We start from the raw sequence: 21,350 nt of genomic DNA, 5'->3' as shown, positions 1-21,350 counted from the left end.
GAGCGGGACGGCAAAGTCGCGCGAATGTCAAGCGGCGCGGTGTTTCCTGGCTTGCCGGGCTCGTTCGCTCCCGATTACCCTCGCGGCCGCTCGGAGGGAGGTGCGCATGTCGAAGGTCAGCGAACAGGTGCAGAATCAGATCCGCGTCAGCGACAAGGTCGTCGCCTCGGCCCGCACGCATGGGGCCGCGGTCGCGGAGATCCTCGCGGCGCGGTCGCAAGAGGTCCAGGGGCCCCACACGAAAGCGACGAAGTCATCGTACCTCGCGATCTTCGAAGCGCTCGCGGACGGCCTTTCGCGGGCCGCGGCGGAGCTCGGCAAAGCGGAGGAGGATCTTGCCGCCGAGCGAGCGGACGACATCCCGGTGCGCGCCTCCCGCGACGCGGCGGCGGCGGCGCTCGCGATGCTGCTCGGCCTCTTGCGCCGGACGATCGAGGACCACATGGGGGCCGCGGCGCTCGCGACGTATGGCCTCTCGACGGAATCGCCGCGCGTGCCGGCCAAGCTTCTCCAGTACACGAAGACCGTGGCGCGCTTGCTCGGCGAGCAACCGGCGGTCGTGGTCTCGCCGCTCGGCTCGACGTTCGACACGGCGGTGGCATTGCAATCGGTGAACAAGCAATCGAGCCAGCTCGAAGCGGCGGTGGGGGACGATCACCGCGAGGCGCGCGAGCTGGAGACGGCGCTCGCGGCGCGGGACCGGGCGGCAGCGGCGTGGTCGGATGCGTATCAGGGGACGGCGTCGACGCTGGAGGGGCTGTACCGGCTGGCCGGGTATCGGGATCTGGCGGAGAAGGTGCGGCCGACGCAGCGGAAGATTCGCGGGGAGGAGGAGGGGGCGGAGATCGAGGGGGCGGAGCCGGCGAAGGAGGGGTGAGGGTCAGTCCTCCGAGGGGAGCCAGAGGTCGGAGAGCGGGAGCTCGATCGCGTCGAACGGCTCGATGCACGGGCATTCGTCGTCGCCCCACGCGCCGAGCTCGTGCCAGCGACCGTTCCGTAGGCGATGGGCCGTGAGCACGTGGGCCTCGGGGTCGACGAGCCAGAGCCACGTGATGCCGTGTTTCGCGTAAAACGGCTTCTTGATGCGCTGATCGTAGTTTCGGGTGTTCGGCGTGAGGATCTCGCAGACCCAGTCGGGGGTGACCGTGAGGTCCTCCTCCGGCAGACGGGGCAATCGCTCACGGCGCCATCCGGCGAGATCCGGCACGACCTCCGGTGAATCGGGCAGCTCGATGCCAGGGCCGACGAGGATCCACCAGCCTCCCGGGCCACGCCACCCGCTGTCGAAGGGGCAGCTCAGGTGCCCACCGAGGACCGTCGCGGTCCGCATGTACGCCGGCCACGGATGCGGCTGGGTATACACCACGCCGTCCAGGACCTCGCGTCGCTCGTTCGGCCGCAGGTCGTCCACGTCAGCCCTTCACGGGCAACCAGAGATCGGACAGGTCGAGCTCGATCGCATCGAACGGCTCGATCCGCGCGCGGTCGTCATTCCCCCACGTACCGATGCTCGCCCAGCGGCCGTTTTCCAGGCGATATGCCAGGAGCACATGCGCTTCGGGATCGATGAACCACAACCATCGAACGCCGTATTTCGCGTAAAACGGTTGCTTGACGCGCTGATCGTAGCCACGCGTGCTCGGGGAGAAGATCTCGCAGACCCAGTCGGGCACGACGGTGATGGGATCGTCGCCCGGTGGATCGGGCATCCGCTCGCGACGCCAGCCGGCCAGATCCGGAGAGACCTCGGGCGAGTCGGGCAGCTCAATGCCGGGCTCGGTGGCGATCCACCAGCCACCGGGACCGCCGATGCCACGGCGGAAAGGCGGACCGAGCTGTTCCTGCATGCTCGCCGCCCCGTGAACATGCCGAAACCGCGGCTTCGGCTGCGTGTACAGCACCCCATCCAGGATCTCCCCCTTCACGTTCGGCGGGAGCGCCAAGAGGTCCTCGTACGTCGCACGTTTCCGCGCCGCATCGGCCATACCGTGAGGTTGCCCGAGGCCGGGGCCCGCCGCAAGCCGCCAGGGATGCAGGGAAATGCCTTCGCGCCGGCCGGGAGGGAAGGAATGCGCCCGCGTCCCGCTCCGCCGCTTGGCTGCCGGGCGTGATGGTGCTACTTGTCGGCCGTGGTCCTTGCCTTGGGAACGCATCGGAAGGTCCTCCTCCCGTTGGCCCTGTGCCTCGTCGCCTGCGGCGGGGCGGAAGATCCCGAAGCGGCCAGCGCGGCGCAGTTCTCCATATTCACCGGCCGACTGGAGACCGCGGACGCCGTCGTGGGCCTGGCCGTGTCGGATCGTGGCATCGTCGAGGCTTACGTTTGCGGGGGCGCCGCGACCTTCGCGACCCATTCCCGCTGGTTCGTCGGCGCGCTCTCGTCGGGCTCCGCATCGCTCGAAGCCGGGGGCCTTCGGCTCGACCTGACGCGAAAGGGCGAGACGACGGACGTCACCCTCACCGCGCAGGACGGCGCCGTGCACGCGACCCTGGCCGCGCAAGCGGGAGCCGGGAGTCGCTCGGCCCTGTACGAATCACCGGCCGACGCCAGTTGCCGCTGGGGCGTGGTGATGATGGACGACGGCGGGGCCGAGCCGGGCATCTTCGGCACCTGGTGTGACCGGACCGCGTCGATGAGCGGAGACCCGCTCGACGGCCCGACCGAGGTCTTCGCGCAGGTCACCCCGGTGGAGCCCGTCGACTTCCGGAACACGCTCCTGCCCGTGGTCGCGCAGACGCCCACCGGCGAGCAGTCCTTCGAGGTTCGCCGGATCGGCGCTTACCGCGCCGCCCCGTGAGCGCTCGGACGCGGCCCCATGGACCTCCGTGAGCGGAGCGCAGCCGTGGGACCGCCGAGCGCAACCTTTCGCGGATTCGACATTCCCCGGCCGGAGCTGCTCACCCCGTTCGTCGGGCGTGACGCCGACCTCGAGCGCATCCGCGCGCTGGTTGGCTCGAAGCGCCTGGTCACGTTGTGGGGGCCGGCCGGCATCGGCAAGACGCGCCTGGCGGTCGAGTATGCGTGCCGCGAGGCCGGCGAGTCCTTGTTCGTCGATCTCTCCAGCGCGCGCAGCCTGGGGACGGTGTGCGAGACGGTCGCGAGGGCGCTCGATGTCATCTTGTCCGACGGGCGCGAATCCGACCAGGCCTCCATCCGGCTCGGGCGCGCGCTGGCCGCGCGAGGACCGCTCCTCCTCGTGCTCGACAACTTCGAGCGGATCGCTTCGCTCGCCGTCGAGACCGTAGGCCGGTGGCTCGTGGAGGCGCCGGAGGTCCGGCTCCTCGTGTGCTCCCGCGAGCGGCTCCGGCTCCGCGGCGAGGGGATCCTGGAGCTCGGCCCGCTCAGCCTGCCCGCGGACGCCGAGCTCGCCGCGTCCGAGGCAGGGAAGCTCTTCCTGCTCAAGGCGCAGGCCGAGGACGACTCCTTCGAGCTGACCGACGAGAACGCCCCCCGCATCGCGGAGCTGGTCCAGAAGCTCGAAGGAATCCCGCTGGCCATCGAGCTTGCCGCCGTGCGGCTGCCCCTGCTCGGCGTGGAGGGGTTGATCTCCCGGCTGGGCAAGCGGCTCGACGTCCTGGCCGGCGGGTTCCGAGACGCCGAGCCGCGCCAGGCCACGCTCCGCGCGGCGCTCGAATGGTCCTGGGACCTCCTGACGGAGGAGGACCAGCGCGCGCTGGTCGAGTGCGCGCTTTTTCCAGGGGCCTTCTCGCTGTCCTCGGCGGAGGCGGTGCTGAGCGCCAAGGACGTTCTCGGGCGGCTCGATTCCCTGCGGGAGAAGTCGCTGCTCCGGGTGCTCGGCTCGGGGAAGCTCGGCCTCTTCGAGTGCGTGCGCGAGCTTGCGGACGAGCACGCCGCGGAGGTCGACCCTGGGCTCCGCGCGGAGGCGCGCCACACGGAGCACTTCCTCGGCCTGGCCAGCGAAAGGCACGAGCAGAGCCCGGACGACCCCCTGGAGGCCGAGCTGCGAGACAACGTGGTGGCGGCGCTGAAACGCGAGCTCGACCGGCTGGAACAGGTGCCGAGCCGAGAGCGCAGGCCAACCGCGGGCCTCGCGCCCGAACGCGCCGTCCGGGCGCTGCTCGCGATCGAACCGGCGCTGGCCCGCCGGGGGCCGGCGGACCTCTTGCTCGAGCTGCTGGAGCGGACGCTGCACATCGCGCCCGACATCCCCCCGGGGCTCTCCGCGCCGCTGCTCGCGGCCCGGGGCCGCGCCGCGCAGGTGCGAGGTCGCACGGACGAGGCGCGCGCCCGGTTCGATCAGGGAATCGAGCTGGCGAAGGCCTCCGGCCTGTCCGCCATCCAGGCCGCGATCGTCACGGACCTGGGCGTGCTCCACCACGAGCAGCGGGAGCTCTCCCAGGCGCGCGCCTGTTATGACCTCGCCATGTCGCTCCTGGCCGGCCAGAGGGACCGGCGCGCGGAGGGCCGGCTGCTGGCCAACCTCGGGGCCCTGCTGCACGACCTCCGCCAGTACGAGGCCGCCAGGGAGCGCTACCAGGACGCGCTCCGCGTGCTCGGCGACGCGGGCGTGGTGCGGCTCCAGGGCATCGTGCAGGTCAACGTGGGCGTGCTGGAGCAGGAGCAGGGCGACCTGAGCACCGCGCTCGCGCATTACGAGGTCGGCCTGCGCCTCCTCGAGCGGGCCGGCGATCGGCGCCTGGAGGCGATTGCCCTCGGCAACCTGGGTACGTTGCAGCACGAGCGCAGCCAGCTCGCGTCCGCGCGGAGCTATCATGAACGCGCCCTTCTGGCGCTCCGCACCACCGGGGACGTCCGCTCCGAAACGCTGGCCCGTGGCAGGCTGGCGATGGTGCTCGCGGCGCTCGGGGACAGCACCGCGTCCCGTAGGCTCCTCGCGGAGGCGGAGCTCGCGGTCACGAGCGGTGGAGACGCGCTCGCAGCCGCGTTCGTGGATCTGGCCTGGGGCGCGGCGGAGCTCTCCGCCGCCGAGGCGCAGGAGGCGCGAGATCCGCAAGGCGGAAGGGCGCTCCTCCAGCACGTGAGGCAGCGAATGGAGCGCGCGCATCGCGCATCGGCGACGGGAGGTCCGTCGCCGGCCGAGCTCTCGGACGACGTGCGTATCGGCCTCCGGATCCTGAGCGCCGCGCTGGGTCGCCTGTCCGCCGAGGCCGCCGAGGAGCTGTCCGCCGACGCGCTGGTGATCGCGCCCAACGCGGGCCGCTATCGGCCTCCTGGGGGAGACTGGGAGGATCTGCACCAGCATCCCGTCCTGCGCCGCCTCCTGTTCGCGCTGGTCGAGCAGCGCGGCGCGCGGCCCGGCGTGGGGCTCTCCCTGGAGGAGATCCAGCGGGCGGTCTGGCCGGGCGAGCGCATTCAAGTCGACGCCGCGGCCAACCGCATTTATGTGGCGGTCTCCAAGCTGCGGCGTCGCGGGTTGCGGGACTTCCTGCGGAGCCAGGACGACGGCTACGCCCTGGATCCCAACCTCGAGGTGCAGCGCTTCGACGGCGCGACGCCGGGCAGCGACCCGTGAGGCGTCGGCTCGGATCGGTGACGCTCCCCGCCCGTCGCGAGGCAGAGGACGGGGATGTAGGCGAGTTCCGTGATGGCCTTGCTCCGGAGCGCTCGCCCCGGCGGGGAGACGTTCGTGCACTGGTCTCCGAACGAAGCCACGCGAACAGCCCGTCGGGCAATGCGGCAGGCAGCCGGTCGGTCGACCCCCAAGCCCGGTCCATCGACCCCCAAGCCCGGTCCATCGACCCCCAAGCCCGGTCGGTACGGTCAGGCGAATCACGGGCGGCAAGAAAAACGCGGGGGATCGACGGCGAACGAGGCGGGCACGTTTCCATCCCGCGGGAAGAGAAGTTCCAGGCGACGTCCTCGTCGAAAGACGCACGCGCCGATGATGGCGCTGCTCGCGCGAGCGAACGAGGAGGCGCGTCTCCTCGTCGCGCTCCGCGCCGGCCGTGAAAAGAACCAAGTCCCCATCCCGGAGGATCCCCATGAAACACATCGAATACGAGGTCTTGTACCGCCTTCTCACCCGCGCCGCCGAGATCGCCGCCGAACCGGCGATGCACCCCAGCGTGGTGACCGTGTACGAGAACGTCCTCCAATCGCCCGCGAAGGCATTTCGCAAGGCCCACGTCGACCTGCTCGCGGCCGAGTCCGTGCGCGCCGGGAAGCGAGACGAGCGCGGCATGGCGCTCGATGCCCTCGACGGTCATTACAAGGTCGCCAGATCCGTGCTCCTCGCCTTCGCCCCCCACACCGTGTTGCCGGATACGCTGAAGGCCCAGAATACGGACACCGACAAGGTCAACGCCGCCATGCGCCTCTTCGACATGCTCGCCAATATGCAGGGAATGTGTGGGCAGACGAGCTCCTCGCGGGGCCCTTCGGGGCGCTCACGCAGGAGATGGTGAAGGAGCACGATGAGGCGGTCGCGGCCGAAATGGCGCTCGCCAAAGCCCGCGCGTTCCGGCAAGAGGCGTGCGGCCTCGCGTACGAGAAGTTGCTCGCCTACAAACGCGTCGTGCGGGACGCGCTCGGAGCGACCTCGAAGCAATACAGGCGCATTCATCTGCTCCGCGGGAGCGCGAAAGAGGATGCCGCAGTCGACTCGACGCCGTAATGCCCGGCGGAGGGGCTTCGCCCCAGGCCCCAGCAGGGGGCTGTCCGCCCCCTGCACCCCGGACCAGCCAGGGGCTGGACCCAGGGTTGATGAATCGCGCGATGCGCGATTCATCAAGCAGGCCCGTGGTGAAGCTGGCAACGGCATTGCCCACCCACACGGTCGGCGCTGACGGTTCCCCGGCGACGCCGTCCCTGGTCTTGGGTCTTGCCAACGGGCCCGCTGGAAAACCTGCGCATCGCGCAGGTTTTCCACCCTCGGTCCAGGCCATGCCTGGTCCGGGGTCCCGGGGGCGGACAGCCCCCGGGCGGGGTCCGGGGCAGCGCCCCGGGTCCCGTCAGCGCGGGCGCGCGGTGGGGTGCATCCGCATCGAGCGGCCTTGCGATGGGCTGAATCCGACCGCCGTGGCCTGCGCTGGATGGGAATGCATGACGTTGTCCGGGCCGGTGTCGTCGAGCAGGTCGGTGAGGCCGTCCTCTTCGACCGCGTGATAGAGGCCGAGGTAGTGGCCGAGCTCGTGCGCGAGGAAATGCGCCTGCGCGCGGACGGGGACGTCGAGGGGGCCCGACCCGCCCGCAAAACAATCGAGGCCGGGCATGAAGACGGCGTCGGCGGGGCCGGCGCCGCCCGGAATCCTCGGCGTGTATCCGTGGACGGCGCTGGGCGGGCCGAAGATCGGGTCGTCGTAGAGGAGGCACCCGCCGAAGACGACATCAACGGTCGTCTCCGCCCTCGGCGGGGCGTCTGCGATCAACGCCGACAGGGCCGCGGGGTCCCCGGCGTGAAAGCGGACGTCCGCGGGCAGCACGTCGAGCGCGTGGACCTCGACGAGCCGCGGGAGGAGGCCGCCCGAGGCGAGCTCCTGCCCGAGGTGTGCGATCAGCGCCTCCTGGCGGTCCTCGTCGCCGGACAGGATCGAGCTCTTCGTGACGAGGAAGCGCAGGTCGATCGTCGCCTGATCCGGTATCGCCTCGATGCGCTGCGCCGCGACCCGCAGCGTCGGGCGGTCGTCCGGCGCCGCGAGCGGGGTCAGGGTCACGCAGTCGACCCGCGCGAAGCGGAGCGAGAGGCCGGTCTCCGGCTCGAAACGTCCCGCCTCGGCCGGAAGGAGGAAGACGCCGGCGGTGGCGGCGACCGACGCCCGCAGCTCGCAATCGCGGCAGAATGCACCCGCGCGGAGCCCGTCGACCCCCACGCGCCCTTCGCCGTCGACGGCCGAGCTGAGCTGGAAGCACACGTCGGGGGCCGTGGTGGCCCGCAGCGCGATCCCCGCGCAGGGCGCCTGCGCGGGGATCACGACGTCCTCGGTCTCGCCGTCGCTCTGGAACGCCGTCGTGAAGGCCTCGACCCAGGCCGACACGACGGCGTCGGGAGCTTCCGGCGCGTGCGAGGAGCAACCGGCGAGCAGCGCCGCCAGCGCGACACCGGCGAACGCTGCGCATGGGCTCATCGCAGCGCCGCCGCGGGCACGAAGGTGCCGATGAGCTGCATCAGCCGAGCGCTCGTCTCCCGGTGGAACTGCGCCACGAGGTGGCCGCGTGCCTCGGGTCGTGTACGTGAGGCGGCGCCGAGCCACGTGATGATCGCGGCACGCTCCGGGATCGACGTGCTCGCCGCGAGCTTGTCCGCCATCAGCACGACCGCGTCGGCCGTGGGCGACCCGCGCAAGGCCCGCACGATGGTAGTGCGGACGGCGGGATCCGTCTCCTCGCGGAGACGATCCAGGAGGCGCGGCCCGGCCTCGACGGGATCCAGGCGTCCCAGCGCTTCGGCCGCGTGCTGCCGCGTCGATGCGCTCTCCGCGCCGAGCTGCGCGTCGAGCTCGTCGGCGAAGGCCGGATCGCCGCTGTTGCCCATGGCGTCGAGGACGAGCCGCGCCTTGCCCTCGTCCGCGGCGGCCGAGAGCTCCTGGTCGAGCGAGGCGTGGAGGTACGACTTGAGCTCGTCGTCGTCGCCGCTCCGCCGGGCCATGCCGCCGAGGCCGAGCAAGCTGACATTCGCGACCATGTCGTCGCGGTCGTCCTGCGCCTGCGCGAGGAGCAGCTCGGCCGTATCCCGCGTGGGCGCGCCGAGGCCGGACAGAGCGGACGCGGCCCGGGCGCGGTCGACGGCGCGCAGGCGCCTGTCCACGAGCACGTCCGAGAGGGCTCCCCGCGCGGCCTCGGTGCCCGAGAGTTCGAGCCCGAGGAACAGCGCGGGCCGGGCCGCGTCGTGGATGTCGCCCGCCCGCAGCGCGGCGACCAGGCGTTGCGCTCCCTCGGGGTGCGCCGCGAGCCATGCCGCGAGCTCACGCGCGGCCGCGTAGCTCGGGTCCCCGGGCCCGCGGAAGTGCGCGAGGAACGCCTGGAGCGCCTCCTCGTAGGACAGCTTCGCCATCCGGTCATCGACGTGCGGGCCGCGTGCGACCTCCAGGGCGAAGGCGTCGCGGAAGTCGGCGTCGCCCGGCGCGAGGGCGCGCACCGCGACGAAGCGCGCGTCGTCGCGCCTCATGCGGAAGCGCTGGAGCAGGTCCGCCTGCACCTGGCCATGCACGAGGATCTGGACGTGTTCGAGGCCGGATGTCGACGCGAGCCACTGCGGATGGTCGAGGTCGAAGCTCGCGGTGGCCTCCGAGGCGACCACCACGACCGACAGGCCCAGGGCGTCGGCGTGCGCTTTCCCATCGTACGTGGCCTTGCGCCGCTTCATGCGCAGCGCCGCGCCCGTCGCCTCGGACACGTCCTCGTAGTTCGCCTCGAAGGGGCCCATCCCATCCGACTGAGACGCGCTCCAGCGCCGCGTTCCGAGCGTCACGGGCAGCTCGAACTCGTGGGTCAGCAGCAACGCTTGCACGAACTGCCGGCGGCGAGCGTCCCAGTCACGCGCGAAGCCGAAGCCGACGAAACGACACGAGGCGTCCATGTCGACGAAGAAGGTATCCGTGAGGGATCCCTTCACGCGCTCCTCCGGCAGCGTCAGCTCCTGGGAGTGAGAGACGTCGCCGAGGGCGGCGCGGAGCCGATAACGCGTCGCCGAGAGCTGCTCGACGGCCTCCACGCTCAGCGTCGCGCGGAAGTGGTCCTCTTCGTCGCCGCGCACGTCGCGGACCGTGGACGCGAGCGTGAACGCCGCCGTCTCGCCGGGCGAAAGCCGACACTGCGGGGCGACCGAGGCCGCGCGCGCGGCCTCCGTCTCTTTGGCAGGCGCGCCCGAAGCCGCCTCTCGCCGCAGGCCGAACGTGATCCCGAGGATCGAAACGGCGGCGAGCGTCGCCGCGACGGCCGCCGTCTTTTTGCGTTCGATCTTCGCCATGGCGCTCACTGGAGCTCCTCGGGCGTGCCCATCGATGCGCTCAGGAGCCGCGTCTCGAAGCTGGGGGAGGAGAAGCTGAAGAGGTGCACCTTCAGGCTCTTGGCGAAGCGACGGATGCCGACCTTTCCGACGATGGAGACGTCGCCTTCGAGCGGCGTGAACGACATATCCCAGGTCACATCGCCGCGGACGAGCAGCTTCTCCTCGCCGGTGAGCCCGAAGCCGAGCGTCGTGTCGAGCGGGAAGCTCGTGGTGATGAAGCGCAGATCGGCGACCACCGCCGCTTTCACGATCTTCAGGTCGACGCCGCCCTCCACGGTGCCCGTCAGCCCGAAGTTCGGCGAGGTGATGCGCGTCATCCGGCCGCACGCGGTGATCGGCTCGGCCGACTTCAAGAGCTCCTGACAAGCGGCGGAGTCCGAGAGCACCTCCAGGGTGTCTTCGAGCGCGACGCCGATGGAGCCGCCGACGCCGATCTTGAAGCCGACGGTCACGGGGCCGAAGCCGAAGCCGAGGCTGCCGATCGTGAACGACTTCGCGGCGCTGAAGTCCTCGGTCTGGACGATGCTCGCCGCTTGCTCCGACACGCCGAAGATGCGCTCTCCGAAGGCGTCGACGCCCACCTCGTACGAGGTCTTCGTGGGGTCGACGGCGAGGTTCGCGTCGGCGAAGGCGCGCGCCATCGTCAGGTCGAAGCTCTTGCCGAGCTTGCCCTTCAGCGCGACCTCCCCCTCGGTCCGGCTGAACGCGCCGCTCAGGTCGAGGCGGTTCTGGGTCGACATCCTGCTCTCGATCGCGATGCGATCATTGCCGAGCTTGCGCTCGAACTCCTTGTCGAAGCTCCGAGACGAGGCGGCCGAAGAGGACGACGCCTCGCGCACGAGCACGACCTCGAGCTCGCGGCAATCGTCGAGGTTGCCGTCGCCTTCGTTGCCCCCCTGGGCGAATGCCCCGGTGAAGCAGCCGCGAATGACGAAATCGCTCTGGTTCGCCCAAACGCCTCCGGGCGACACCGCTTCGAGGGCGGCCCCTTCGAGGTAGAGCTCGTGCACCGCGTCGTTGGCCGTGCCCGGCACGATCCGATCGACGACGACCTCGGGGACCCTGCTCTTCGGATTCGCGGGATCCCGGATGGTGAGGGGCAGTTGCGTCATGCCGTCGGCCGCCGATTCAATGGTGTAGGACACGGTCGCCTTGCCGGGCGGCGCGCTGAGGGCGGCCAGCGCCGCATCGTCGAGCCCGAATTTCAGGTCCTCCTCGATGGAGGGGACGGCCTCGATGAGCGATGGCGGGATCTGCGAAGGATCGACGGCGGAGATGTACGGGTCCCGACCGTTGATGACGAAGCGCGACTGGACGATGATCGCGGGGTCGACGTCGGGGGGGCCGTCCGGGCCGATGTCCTCGGTGGGTTGCCTCGACAGGACGGCCACCGAGGAGCTCGAGCTGAGCGCGTAGCGGACGTCGATGAGCGTCCCTTCGGCGCCGGTGGGGGTCGGCTGGAGGCGGATCGGATACACACAGCCGGGCTTGGGGTCCGCCGCGTCGAGCGAAGCGTGACAGAGCTGGTTCGGCGCGTCGCCGCGGCGCGCGTCCGAGAAGACGACGCTCGGGGCGTCGAGGTTCGACCCGATCTCGGCTGCGAGCTCCGCGCCGCCATTGAAATCGACCTGGAGGTTCACCTCGGCGTTTTTCGCGGCGAGCTCGGCGCACTGCGTGGTGGGCCAGATGTAGGCCTCGACGATCCGCTCGGTCCCGTCGCCGGTCACCTCGACGTTGATGGCGCTCGAGCTGCACGCGAGGGGATTTTCCGGGTCGGTGGGATGGGCCTCGACGAACGAAAAGGTGACGGCGACGTCCTGGGGGGCCGAATTCGCGGGGTCGTCGCTGTTCGCGGTGATACCGAAGGTGATGGGGACCCGGTTGTTGACGTATACCGGCTTCGACAGATCGTAGGCGACATCGAGGTGCGTCAGCCGCACCCGCTGGACGGCGGCGGCGGGGGCTGCGACGCACGTACCATTGCGTTCGACGCTCCCTTCCTCACAAACGGCGGCTGCGTCCTGGCAGCCGGCGGCAAGGAAGGAAAAGGCAAGGAGGTAAGAAGGACGAAAGTGCATGGGACCTCGCGGTGGCCAGGGGTGCGGTGCTAGGCGAGCGACGCGCCCGCCGTCGACACACCCCAAAGCTAGGATGGCTTGCGCGTGTCGTCGCCTTACTCGGCCTTAATCGGCGCGACGGACCTTATCCGCGCTCGTCGAGGCGCCGGAAGTCACCCTCCGCATGGTCAGAGGACGGGCTGATCTCCCCGGCTTGACCGGAGTTCCATGGCCGTGGTGCCCTCCAGGACATGAGACGTCCGCGTCGGCGGCCCCTCCTCGCCCTCGGCCTTCTCGGTTGCCTGACGCTCACGCTCCTGCCGCTTGGCTGCTCGTCGGCGAGGATCTACCGCCCTCCGGCGCCCGATGACCGGCCGCGCGTGCCTGAAGCCACCGCAGAGCGCCTCAGGGCATGTGTGGATGAGCTCAGCGGCACCCTCGAGCCCGGGTACTACACGCTCGACGCCTCGATAAGGTCGACCAGGAAGGTCGTGTCGTGGAGGTCGAGACGACGGGCCAGCCCAATGCGGACGTCGGGGGTTGCATGCGGATCGCCCTGCGAGGCATGACGCTGCCCGAGGATGTCCTCGCGCGGGGCATGTTGCGTAGGTCCGCGTCGGCGAACGGGCAGGTGATGCCGGAGCGGGGGCCGATCGGGGAGGTCGTGACCATCGTGGTCGTCACGATCGTCTTCACCGAGGTCATCATCGAAGCCTTCGCGATCGCCGTCGGCGTCACGGTCACGGCGACGGTCGCGGCGGGGGCGGCGGAGGCGTTTGCGAAGGGGGCGAAGCGGGAGAGAATGTGCATGCCGTTGCTGCACGAATGTCTGGGAAACAAGAACCACCCAAATCCGGACTTCGGCCCCGAAAAGGATTGCGGGGCATGCTTTCGACATTGCAAAAACGAAGGATATTGGCCCGAAGACAAGTGTCCTCGACCGTAAGATCATGACGACCATGGTTCACGGAAAGCGACTCATGACGCATTCACTGCCAAAGGTCTGTTTCTACTGTCGCGAAAAAGAGGCGACCGCGCCATACGTTCACGCGGGGATTGATGAGGTGGCTTGTTCAGTCTGCCTGAGGAGGCTGACGGCTCGGGACGCGCTCGAAGATCGTCTCATGGAAATCGTAACCTTGGAGTCACAGGGGCGACATGATGATGCGCTCGCTTGTCTGAATGCGATCTTTGAAGCGAACCGTCATCTCGACGATGACCAATGGCTCGCGAGGAGCATCGCCATGCATCGCTGTGCGATTTTGGTCGACGCAGAGCGGTTCACCGAGGCGGAACAGGCTTGTCGCGCCTGGGCGGCGCTTGGATTCGAAGCCGTGGATTCCCGATGGTTGCAGGCATCCTACCTCGCGCAGGCGCTGGATGCGCTCGGGCGGCCGCGCGAGGCTTTGGGCGTATTGGAGGAGGCGCTCGGTCATCGTGACCCGAGATATCTACCTTTGGCGCGGGGTCTCCTGCGTCAGTTGGCAGAGCTGTCCGAGGAGCTTGGCCAGATGGTCGCCCCAGAATGGCGACACCTCGCCGAAGCCGTGGCGAAACGTTTTCGCGTGGCGTTGCCGATGGGCGATACGCTCGCCCATTCCATCATCGAACTCGTGAACATCACCAGGGACTCAGGACCGGCATCCCTCGATGAATGGGAAAAGGACGAGGGCAAAGGGGGCCGCCCCTGAATTCACCCGTCTGCGAGAGGGGGGCTCGAAGAGTCCGCTCCAAGCGCCCAAGAAACCGTTGCAACCCCCGGGGCACACCCGCGCGGAGCTCGAGCGCAAGCGCGAGGAACTCCACGAGCTACGGGACAAGTTCATGGCCATGCGCAGGGGCGGCGCGCCGTCGACGTGAGGACACCGGGAAACGCCTTCGCGGAGCCCGCGCGCCCGACGTTTCCATGGGAAACGCCTTCGCGGACGTCTCCGGCCCGTTTCTTCAGCGACGGACGCCTTCGCAGGCGCCGCGAATCCGCCCGTCACCTGACGGACGCCTTCGCAGGCGCCGCGAACCTCTCCGTCATGCGACGGACGCGTCCGCGGCCTTCGCGAACACGTTTCCCACCGAAAAATCGGGCGCGCGGGCTCCGCGAAGGCGTTTCCCGCCGCGGACAGGCGGGTGCGGGATGGGCCCTGACCTCCCGGGGCGGTTCTGGTAGAGTCGCGCGCATGCCGGACGTGCTCGCCATCGTCAGCAAGGCCGTGTTCGAGAAGGAAGCGGCCGGGCGCAAGCCGGGCAAGGTGTGGCCCATCGATACCTACCACAGCCAGAGCAAGGGCCTCGCCCCGCTCGCCGGCGGCGGGCGGCTGTTCATGGTGACCGTGCGGCCGCCGGCAGACACGCTCTGGCTCGTCGCCGTGCTGGAAAACCCGCAGAACACCGGCAAAGGCTGGCGCAGCGGGCGCAACCGCGTGCCGATCAGCGATCTGACGTCACTCGTGCCTCGCATCCGGTTCGCGAACGGAAAAGGCATCACCGCGGCGCCCGGTATGCTCGGAATGTCGCTTCAGACGCCGCGCGTGCTCGACGCGCCCTCGGCCGCGCTGCTGCTCGGCGCCGCCTGGAGCGCGGGCGTGGCGCCGGCCGTGAACGTGACGAAACACGATCCCGCCGGGCCCTTGCCGTGCCTGTGCAAGGTGTGTTTCCCGCAAAGCGCCGAGCGGGCGGAGACGGGCGGAATGGCGTTTCTCCGTTCGAGCACGGAGGCGGTCGGGCGCGTGCTCCATTTCTGGATGCCCGAGGAGCTCAAGAAAGACGCGGATGCCGTGGGCCGCTCGGTCCGCTCGGTGCTCGCGTCCCGCCTCGCCGCGCGATGATCCGGCTCGACATCCAAGGCGCCCATACCCAGCTCTGCTCGACGCTCTGCGCGAAATGCCCGCAGGGGCCGGCAGGTTGCTGCAAGGCACCGCCCCATATGGATTGGTCGGACGTGGGGCGCGTCGTCGCCCACGGCGGACGTGATTTTTTGCTCGCGCGAATCGCCAGAAAGGACCTCCTCCCCCGGGAGAGCGGGCTCGAGCTGCGGCGGGTGAAGCGGCGCGAGGCCCCCACCGAGCCGATGGAGCGCAAATGCGTGTTCCACGGGGCGGGCGGATGCACAATCGCCCCGACGATGCGGCCCGCGACCTGCAATTACTTTCTGTGCGAGGACACGTTCATCGAGGGGGGTGAACGAAAAGGCGAGCGGAGCGCGGTGCTTGCGAGGCAGGCGCACGGCGCGTTGCGAGCGGTGTACGAGCGGTGGGATGCAGAGCTGTCGGCGCAGATCGCGGCGACGTTCCCGGATCAGCCGACATGGGACGCGGCGTTCCTCGATTGGCTCGGGGAGGCGTTCGTGGGGCTGGAGGCGGGGTCCGGGGCGGAGCTTTCCGCATTGCCCGTCCCGGACGAGGTGGGGTGACGATCCCGGGAGGGATCAGCGGTCGCGGCAGAGGATGAAATAGTGGTCGAGGGCTTTTTCGCCCTTGTAGGCCGCGCCGATCGAGACGTGTGTCGAGACCTTGCGCATGTAGTCGCGTGTGCCGTTGTAGACGAAGGTCTGGAGGCCCTTGGAGTTCGGGATGACCTTGGGCCAGCCCGCCGCGACGGGGCCGTCGGGGACCTGGAAGTAATCGATCACGATCTGGCCGCGGGCCTCCCACTCCGGGCGGCCTTTCGTCGGGACAGCCACGAAGAAGCCCGGGCCCACGGTGCCGAGGAAGGGCGACTGGTTGTACCCGAAGAGGCGCTCGGAGCCGTCCTCGGGTCGGCAAAACCGCTTCTGGAAGAGCTTGAGGCTCGACGGCAAGGGGAGCGTGTTGCGGCCGTCGTGGTGGACCGGCGCGAGCTTGGCCATGTCCGCCGGGACGAAGTGCTCGAGCGTGATGGGGGGCGCCTTCTCGGCCCTCTGGTAGAGCTTGCGTTGCTCGTCACGCGAGAGGGTGCGGGTCTCGTTGAGCCTGTCTTCGGCGGAGAGCCCGTCGAGGTAGCTGGCGATGGCGTCGATGGTGGCGCTGGAATCTTGGATGAGCTCTCGAAAGCGCACGTGGCCTCCTCAGTTGCGGGAGGATATACCACCGTCCCCGCGATGATCGTCACGTCGAACCTCGGCAAATCGTACGGCGACCGGACCCTCTTCGAGGAGGTGTCGCTGAAGCTCAACCGCCAGAGCCGCTACGGGCTCGTCGGCGCAAACGGGTCCGGCAAGACGACGCTGCTCGAGATCCTGGCCGGCGACGAGGCGCCGACCGAAGGGAGCTTCAACATCCCCCACGACGCCCGCATGGGCGTGCTGCGGCAGGACCGGTTCCTGGAGGACGAGGCGCGGATCCTCGACCTCGCGATGATGGGCGACCGGATCGTGTGGGACGCGCTCGAAGAGGAGAAGCGGATCGTGGAGGAGGGCGCCGGCGACGCGCAGCGGCTCGCGGAGTTCGCCGACGTGATCCGGGCCTACGACGGCTACACGCTGAAGGCGCGGGCGACGTCGATCCTCGTGGGGCTCGGGATCCCGATGGAGGCGCACGAGCGGCCGCTCGCGACGCTCTCCGGCGGCTTCAAGCTGCGGGTGCTGCTCGCGCAGGTGCTCGTGGGCGGGCCAGACGTGCTCTTGCTCGACGAGCCGACGAACCACCTCGACATCCTGACGATCCGCTGGCTCGAAAAATTCCTTCAAGCGCACGAGGGCTCGGTGCTCGTGATCTCCCACGACCAGCGCTTCCTCGACAACGTGGCGACGCACATCCTCGACATCGATTACGGCACGGTGACGCTCTACCACGGCAATTACACGGCGTTCGTGAAGGAAAAACGCGCCGAGCGGGAGCGGCAGCAAGCGGAGGTCGAGCGGATCGAGGAGGTGATCGCGCACAAGCAGTCGTACGTGGACCGGTTCCGGTACAAGGCGACGAAGGCGAAGCAAGCGCAGAGCCGGCTGAAGCAGATCGAGAAGATCGATGTGCCGGAGCTGGAGGAGAGCTCGCGGCGGACGCCAGTGTTCAAGCTGTCGATCGCGCGCCCGAGCGGGCGAGACGTGCTCGAAGTCGCGGGGGTCTCGAAGTCGTACGGGGAAAAGAGGGTGCTGACCGCGGTGTCGCTGGCCGTGCGGCGGGGCGAGCGGGTGGCGGTGATCGGGCCGAACGGGATCGGCAAGTCGACGCTGCTCAAGATCCTCGCGGACCAGCTCGAAAAGGACGCAGGCGCGGTGCGCTGGGGGCACGAGGCGCGGGTGGGATATTTCGCCCAGGATCACAGGGAGATCCTGGACGACGCGGAGGCGACGCCGATCGGGATCATGAAAGCGGCGTGCCCGACGGAGCCAGAGAGCGCGGTGCGGGGGCGGCTCGGGCGGATGCTGTTCTCGGGCGACGACGTGAACAAGAAGGTGGGGCTCCTGTCCGGCGGAGAAGCAGCGCGGCTTTTGTTTTGCCGGATCCTCGTGGAGGAGCCGAACGTGCTGCTCCTCGACGAGCCGACGAACCACCTCGACGTGGAGGCGATCGAGGCGCTCGCCGAGGCGCTCGTGGCCTACGAGGGGACGCTGATCCTGGTGTCGCACGATCGCTGGTTCGTCTCGAAGATCGCGACGCGCATCCTGGAGGTGCTGCCCGGCGGCCGGAACGATTTCCAGGGGACGTACGAGGAATACCTCGCGCGGTGCGGCGACGATCATCTCGACGCGGAGGCCGTGGTCCAGAAGGACAAGGCCGCGAAGACCGCAGCGAAGGCGCAGGAGCCGGCCGCGCAGGTGTCGGGCTCGGCGTGGGAGGAGCAAAAGAAGAAGCGCAATCGATTGAAGGAGCTGCCGGGGCGGCGGGACAAGGTGGTGGCGGCGATCGAGGCGGCCGAAGCGCAGAAACGCGAACTGGAGTCGCGTTACTGCGAACCGGGGTTTTTCGAACGGACGAGCAAGCAGGATGTGGCCGCGCTGGATCGGCTACAAAAAGAGCTCGATGCGAAGATCGAGGCCTTGATGGGGGAATGGGAGGCCATCGAGAAGGAGCTCGCCGAGGGCGCGTAAGCCGCTACGCGATGGGTTGCCAAACGCCGCGGTCGCGTGGTAGCTGGCGGCCCGGTACAATGAGCAAATACGCATTTATCGTCGCCTCCGGGCTGCTCGCCTCCGGATGTGGTCTCGTCAACCTTCAAACGAACATCCCGGGCCTGTCGGGGGAGTCGTCGGGGCCCGCGCAGATGGGGCCGTTCGGCATTTTGCCGTACGACGAGGACGAGGTGGGCAAGGCGGTGCTCGCGACGTTCAAGTCGTGGGATCACACGTCCTGCGAGCCCCACAAGTGCGTGGGCGATTTCAAGAAACAAGCGGGCGTGAAGGAGTACCAGGACAAGCAGACGTACGTCTACCAGTTCAACCCGCGCCGGACGCTGAAGAACCCGGACCCGACGTGGCTCACGGGCTGGGACAAGCTGTCGGAAGACGAGCACTCCAACACGGCGGACATCACGTACGAGGCGCTGATCGTGGCAGCCATGCGCAAGACGTGGCTGGCGAAGTGCCACGCGGACTACGCCGCGATCGACAAGCAGGCGCGGGCGCTCGACGCGAAGTGGTCCGTCGAGATCGCGGACGCGTCGAAGATCCCGGGCCCGTACGGGCGCATCGGCGCGCTGCTCGGACTGCAGAAGTCAGCCGAGGAGGCGGCCCCGAAGACCGATACGTACACCGATAACCTGTTGACGTACGTCGGGTTTCGAAGGGACCTGCGCGTCGCGATCAAGCAGGCGTACGAGGCCACGGGGCGCGATTACCTGTACGCGATCCACGGCCCCGGGGCGTCCGACAACGGCATCCGCGCCCGGCTCGACGCCGCGACGGAGCGGGACATGTATTGCTTTCACTCGTCGGGCGGGGCGAACGCCTTCAGCAACTCGTACACGGAGCACGGCGCCAAGTACGTGAAGCCTCTCTTCTCCGAGGAGACGCTGAAGAAGATCGACCGGCTCCGCGAAAAGGAGTCGAAGAAGTCCGCCGACGAGGCGCGTCCGGCCGCTATCGATAAGGTGTACATCCAGGACATCGCGGAGGGCAAAACGGAGATGCCCGGGCACCCGAAGCTCGGATATGTCTCGGAGACCGACGAGGTGAAGAAAATCACGCAGAACGGCGGCAAGACCGAGCTCGAAATGGTGTACAGCTACACGAACGAGTACCCCTACGATTGCGTGGAGACGAACCGGATCCACAGCATTCGGGATGGGCGGATCGTCTACCGCGAGATCTGCAAGACCGGCAAGCACACCCACGAGCGGACGATGCGGATCACGCTCGGGGAGATGCCCGAGGGCGTGACGATCCAGGTCGGCGACAAGCTCACGGGCTACGCGTTCGTGAAGAAGCACGAGAAGAAGAAGCCCACGGACACGAAGGCGGTGATCAAGGAGACGGAGTTTTGGGAGCTGGAGCTCCACCACCTGAGGAGTCTCCAGCGCAAGGGCAAGCTCGTCGGGCAGTGGTTCTGAGCTCGCTGCACGCTGCCCGGACGTCTCGCGGGGCGGCCGGGCGCGTACGTCGACGTGCGTCGATTGCCACCTCGCCGTATACGCACCCGCATCGATCCGATTCAGCGGCCGTTGTTCTGGCGCCATATGCTTGGGCATTGGAGCGCCATGGGCGCCGGACACAGGTTCGGTTTGATCCTGGCGGTCGCGTGGATCATCGGTATTCTTTGGCCCATCCTCCTTCCGCGAAGGCGATCGCAGGTGCGCTCGGTGGAGTCGTGGAAGGACGGGCTGCTCCTCTCTGCGCTGCTTGCGCTTGCACGGTCGCGAGAGTCTCGTCCTGGGAAAGGACGCATTGCGACTCGGGGACGCATTCCAGATCCAATACGGCGATATCGAATCGGTCGAGGTGCAGCGGCGAGGGATCACCGTCCTCCTCCGCGAAGGCTCGTCCGATCGACGATCGATCGGCGTTCGTTTGCCTGGGCTGTCGCCCACCGAGCTTGCGCATGTAGCGACCCACATCCTGTCGGCCGCAAAGAGCAGCGCCGCCGGGGCGAACGAACCACGTTCTCCCGCATGGCAGCGGCTCCACGACCTGTCGCGCAGGCAGGACGAACCCGTCCGAGCGTGGCTGTCAGGCCTCGACACACTCGACACGAGCCCCAGCGCCGAGCCCTACCGCCACACGGCCATCAAGCGCGTCGACCTCACGAACATGATCGCGGACGTCGAGGCGCCCGTGGCACTGCGCGTGGCAGCGACGAGGGTGCTGCGGCGTATCGATCCCGAGGACACCCGGAGGCGCATCCGGGAGGTCGAGGCGCAACACGAGCCCGAAGTCGCCCGGCGGCTCAGGATCGCCGCCGAGGAGGACCTCGACGATGCGAGCGAAGCCTACGAAGCCCTGCCACCTCGCTTCCGCGCGATCGTGCGGCGGGGCTGACGGACGGCGCCGGGTAACGAGCAGCAACCTCGTCCGCTTCATGCTCGTACGCGTCACCTGGGGCGCTGATGCTCCCCCGAGCTCCCGCCGGCCGCGAAGACGGTTTGTCTACGCTCCCTAGACAAACCGTCCCGGGTTCGCGTAAAGCAGGCGTGGAGGTTTTACGTGGAACACGCAGAACGGTCGAACACGACAAGCACGACGGCGTCTCGCGCGGCGCGCGATGCCAGGTGGGCGGAGGACTTTCCGGAGGGCTCGGAGCGCCGTGCGCTGGACGAGCGGATGGTGTCAGCGGAGGGGTGGATCCTCGACGAGGAGGCGAAGACGATCGAGGACGCTCTCTGTCTGCGATTCGGTTCGTCGCCGGAGGCGGCATCGCTTCGCCCGAAGGATCCGAAGGGGCTCTGTGCAAGGGCGGTCCTGCGCATCCTGCGCCTCGAACAGGATGTGGTGCTGACGAGGCTCGTGCCGGAGGACCTCGTGGAAGCGCTGCTCGACGGCGTGCCCGCGATGGCGACGGCGCTGCCCTCGGACCTCGCGCCGATGTTTGTGTCAACCCTGCGGGCGTTCTTCACGTTCGCCAATCGCGAGCTCGAGCTGCCCAACGCAAAGGAATGCGCAGAGGTGCTCGACAAGGGAATGGGGCTCGCGCTCGCGCACGCGCTGCGGTCGAGTGAAGAGTTCGACGCGTGGGAGGAGGACGACGAGGAGGAGCCGTTGTTCGATCCGGTAGCGCTGCTCCACGCGATCCGAGAGCGCGCGCGACTGGAGGCAGCTCCGCGCCTGTCGACGGTGCCGTCCCGCGCCGACCGGAACAAGAAGAAGGCGCGGCGGCGAGCGCAGAAGACGGGGCGACGAAGGAACCGCTGAGGTCGGGGGAAGGGCGGCCTCGCGGGACAAAAACCGAAAGGCCGGCACGCGGGATGCGTACCGGCCTTTTCGTTCTGGATCCGGGTGGGCCATGAAGGACTTGAACCTTCA

19 protein-coding genes are annotated in these 21,350 nt (G+C 68.9%); 13 read left to right on the top strand and 6 right to left on the bottom strand.

Annotated elements, in window-relative coordinates:
* Positions 1-106 precede the first annotated feature (106 nt).
* Positions 107-877 (top strand): hypothetical protein, encoded by a 771-nt coding sequence (locus POL67_RS52400; protein WP_271930682.1) that lies wholly within the window; start codon positions 107-109, stop codon positions 875-877.
* Between the two features lie 3 nt (positions 878-880).
* On the opposite strand, the gene POL67_RS52395 is transcribed toward POL67_RS52400, so the two are convergent.
* The gene (locus POL67_RS52395) at positions 881-1,411 is read right to left on the bottom strand and encodes a Uma2 family endonuclease (protein ID WP_271930679.1); all 531 of its coding nucleotides are present in this window, start codon (positions 1,409-1,411) and stop codon (positions 881-883) included.
* 1 nt (position 1,412) lies between these two features.
* Positions 1,413-1,985, bottom strand: a complete 573-nt coding sequence (locus POL67_RS52390) for a Uma2 family endonuclease (protein ID WP_271930677.1) — start codon at positions 1,983-1,985, stop codon at positions 1,413-1,415.
* Between the two features lie 186 nt (positions 1,986-2,171).
* Between POL67_RS52390 and POL67_RS52385 the strand changes: the two genes are divergently transcribed.
* From POL67_RS52385 to POL67_RS52370, 4 genes are all read left to right on the top strand, one after another.
* Complete coding sequence (locus tag POL67_RS52385) at positions 2,172-2,795, top strand: hypothetical protein (protein WP_271930674.1); 624 nt, start codon at positions 2,172-2,174, stop codon at positions 2,793-2,795.
* A 45-nt stretch (positions 2,796-2,840) separates the two neighbouring features.
* Positions 2,841-5,492 carry a tetratricopeptide repeat protein gene (locus POL67_RS52380; protein WP_271930671.1) on the top strand — a complete coding sequence of 884 codons (2,652 nt, stop codon included), beginning with the start codon at positions 2,841-2,843 and terminating at the stop codon, positions 5,490-5,492.
* A gap of 469 nt (positions 5,493-5,961) precedes the next feature.
* Positions 5,962-6,384, top strand: coding sequence for a hypothetical protein (locus POL67_RS52375; RefSeq protein ID WP_271930669.1), 423 nt, complete (start codon positions 5,962-5,964; stop codon positions 6,382-6,384).
* On the top strand, positions 6,378-6,593 hold the full coding sequence (locus POL67_RS52370; RefSeq protein ID WP_271930667.1) for a hypothetical protein: 216 nt from the start codon (positions 6,378-6,380) through the stop codon (positions 6,591-6,593). Before POL67_RS52375 ends, POL67_RS52370 begins: the two co-directional genes overlap by 7 nt.
* A gap of 337 nt (positions 6,594-6,930) precedes the next feature.
* Here POL67_RS52370 and POL67_RS52365 read toward each other — a convergent pair whose 3' ends face one another.
* The 3 genes from POL67_RS52365 to POL67_RS52355 are packed head-to-tail and all read right to left on the bottom strand — an operon-like array spanning position 6,931 to position 12,004.
* Positions 6,931-8,043, bottom strand: a complete 1,113-nt coding sequence (locus POL67_RS52365; protein ID WP_271930664.1) for a hypothetical protein — start codon at positions 8,041-8,043, stop codon at positions 6,931-6,933.
* A complete protein-coding gene (locus tag POL67_RS52360; protein ID WP_271930662.1) occupies positions 8,040-9,884 on the bottom strand; it encodes a HEAT repeat domain-containing protein in 1,845 nt (614 codons plus the stop codon). Before POL67_RS52360 ends, POL67_RS52365 begins: the two co-directional genes overlap by 4 nt.
* Positions 9,885-9,889: 5 nt before the next feature.
* On the bottom strand, positions 9,890-12,004 hold the full coding sequence (locus POL67_RS52355) for a hypothetical protein (protein ID WP_271930659.1): 2,115 nt from the start codon (positions 12,002-12,004) through the stop codon (positions 9,890-9,892).
* Positions 12,005-12,479: 475 nt separating this feature from the next.
* Here POL67_RS52355 and POL67_RS52350 point away from each other — a divergent pair, with 475 nt between their 5' ends.
* From POL67_RS52350 to POL67_RS52335, 4 genes are all read left to right on the top strand, one after another.
* Positions 12,480-12,929, top strand: a complete 450-nt coding sequence (locus tag POL67_RS52350; protein ID WP_271930656.1) for a hypothetical protein — start codon at positions 12,480-12,482, stop codon at positions 12,927-12,929.
* A 178-nt stretch (positions 12,930-13,107) separates the two neighbouring features.
* On the top strand, positions 13,108-13,674 hold the full coding sequence (locus tag POL67_RS52345) for a hypothetical protein (RefSeq protein WP_271930652.1): 567 nt from the start codon (positions 13,108-13,110) through the stop codon (positions 13,672-13,674).
* A gap of 483 nt (positions 13,675-14,157) precedes the next feature.
* Positions 14,158-14,805 carry a hypothetical protein gene (locus POL67_RS52340; RefSeq protein ID WP_271930650.1) on the top strand — a complete coding sequence of 216 codons (648 nt, stop codon included), beginning with the start codon at positions 14,158-14,160 and terminating at the stop codon, positions 14,803-14,805.
* Positions 14,802-15,389 (top strand): hypothetical protein, encoded by a 588-nt coding sequence (locus tag POL67_RS52335; protein WP_271930649.1) that lies wholly within the window; start codon positions 14,802-14,804, stop codon positions 15,387-15,389. The genes POL67_RS52340 and POL67_RS52335 overlap by 4 nt, the downstream gene beginning before the upstream one ends.
* A gap of 15 nt (positions 15,390-15,404) precedes the next feature.
* Here POL67_RS52335 and POL67_RS52330 read toward each other — a convergent pair whose 3' ends face one another.
* On the bottom strand, positions 15,405-16,013 hold the full coding sequence (locus tag POL67_RS52330; protein WP_271930647.1) for a hypothetical protein: 609 nt from the start codon (positions 16,011-16,013) through the stop codon (positions 15,405-15,407).
* A gap of 42 nt (positions 16,014-16,055) precedes the next feature.
* Here POL67_RS52330 and abc-f point away from each other — a divergent pair, with 42 nt between their 5' ends.
* From abc-f to POL67_RS52310, 4 genes are all read left to right on the top strand, one after another.
* Positions 16,056-17,987, top strand: coding sequence for a ribosomal protection-like ABC-F family protein (gene abc-f / locus POL67_RS52325; protein ID WP_271930645.1), 1,932 nt, complete (start codon positions 16,056-16,058; stop codon positions 17,985-17,987).
* A gap of 59 nt (positions 17,988-18,046) precedes the next feature.
* A complete protein-coding gene (locus POL67_RS52320; RefSeq protein WP_271930642.1) occupies positions 18,047-19,444 on the top strand; it encodes a hypothetical protein in 1,398 nt (465 codons plus the stop codon).
* Between the two features lie 334 nt (positions 19,445-19,778).
* A complete protein-coding gene (locus tag POL67_RS52315) occupies positions 19,779-20,369 on the top strand; it encodes a hypothetical protein (protein WP_271930640.1) in 591 nt (196 codons plus the stop codon).
* Positions 20,370-20,651: 282 nt separating this feature from the next.
* Entirely contained in the window at positions 20,652-21,239 is a 588-nt protein-coding gene (locus POL67_RS52310; protein ID WP_271930638.1) for a hypothetical protein, read from the top strand.
* Positions 21,240-21,350: the final 111 nt, after the last annotated feature.

Origin of the sequence: Polyangium mundeleinium, from assembly GCF_028369105.1 — a bacterium.
In the GTDB taxonomy this organism is placed as follows: Bacteria; Myxococcota_A; Polyangia; order Polyangiales; family Polyangiaceae; genus Polyangium; species Polyangium mundeleinium.
The sequence above is the reverse complement of the archived record's forward strand: the minus strand, read 5'-3'. Positions and strand labels throughout refer to the sequence as shown.

What these genes read in the sequence shown, in the direction of transcription:
- POL67_RS52400 (WP_271930682.1), top strand. Translation starts at nt 107, where the DNA reads ATGTCGAAGGTCAGCGAACAGGTGCAGAATCAGATCCGCGTCAGCGAC.
- POL67_RS52390 (WP_271930677.1), bottom strand. Translation starts at nt 1,985, where the DNA reads ATGGCCGATGCGGCGCGGAAACGTGCGACGTACGAGGACCTCTTGGCG.
- POL67_RS52375 (WP_271930669.1), top strand. Translation starts at nt 5,962, where the DNA reads ATGAAACACATCGAATACGAGGTCTTGTACCGCCTTCTCACCCGCGCC.
- POL67_RS52370 (WP_271930667.1), top strand. Translation starts at nt 6,378, where the DNA reads ATGGTGAAGGAGCACGATGAGGCGGTCGCGGCCGAAATGGCGCTCGCC.
- POL67_RS52365 (WP_271930664.1), bottom strand. Translation starts at nt 8,043, where the DNA reads ATGAGCCCATGCGCAGCGTTCGCCGGTGTCGCGCTGGCGGCGCTGCTC.
- POL67_RS52360 (WP_271930662.1), bottom strand. Translation starts at nt 9,884, where the DNA reads ATGGCGAAGATCGAACGCAAAAAGACGGCGGCCGTCGCGGCGACGCTC.
- POL67_RS52355 (WP_271930659.1), bottom strand. Translation starts at nt 12,004, where the DNA reads ATGCACTTTCGTCCTTCTTACCTCCTTGCCTTTTCCTTCCTTGCCGCC.
- POL67_RS52345 (WP_271930652.1), top strand. Translation starts at nt 13,108, where the DNA reads ATGGAAATCGTAACCTTGGAGTCACAGGGGCGACATGATGATGCGCTC.
- POL67_RS52340 (WP_271930650.1), top strand. Translation starts at nt 14,158, where the DNA reads ATGCCGGACGTGCTCGCCATCGTCAGCAAGGCCGTGTTCGAGAAGGAA.
- POL67_RS52335 (WP_271930649.1), top strand. Translation starts at nt 14,802, where the DNA reads ATGATCCGGCTCGACATCCAAGGCGCCCATACCCAGCTCTGCTCGACG.
- abc-f (WP_271930645.1), top strand. Translation starts at nt 16,056, where the DNA reads ATGATCGTCACGTCGAACCTCGGCAAATCGTACGGCGACCGGACCCTC.
- POL67_RS52320 (WP_271930642.1), top strand. Translation starts at nt 18,047, where the DNA reads ATGAGCAAATACGCATTTATCGTCGCCTCCGGGCTGCTCGCCTCCGGA.
- POL67_RS52310 (WP_271930638.1), top strand. Translation starts at nt 20,652, where the DNA reads ATGGTGTCAGCGGAGGGGTGGATCCTCGACGAGGAGGCGAAGACGATC.